Here is a 229-nt window from a genome sequence, read left to right as displayed (position 1 = left end):
GTCAGTCATATAGCCGGCGATTTGGTTTGGCAGTAAAATATGTGCTTTTTCGGGGTTTAAATGTTATATCTCGCCGCGGTTGTAAGTGGCTTCGGGTACATAAATATTGAGGCTTTGGTAACGGGTATCTACAGGATTGCGGACGTACACCACGCCTTCTTAAGCACGGAAATTTAATGCTTGACCGTTCACTACGATGCTATTTTCGGTGTATTTTTTTTTGGATAAG

At 42.4% G+C, this 229-nt stretch carries 1 pseudogene; it reads right to left on the bottom strand.

The features are described 5' to 3' along the window. Nucleotides 1–66 precede the first annotated feature (66 nt). Nucleotides 67–229, bottom strand: a pseudogene (locus ACTHSX_RS10970) (subtype B tannase); the annotation flags it as partial.

The organism is Neisseria sp. P0014.S002 (genome assembly GCF_051958295.1).
Taxonomy (GTDB): domain Bacteria; phylum Pseudomonadota; class Gammaproteobacteria; order Burkholderiales; family Neisseriaceae; genus Neisseria; species Neisseria flavescens_B.
This window is presented reverse-complemented; position numbering and strand designations above follow the sequence as displayed.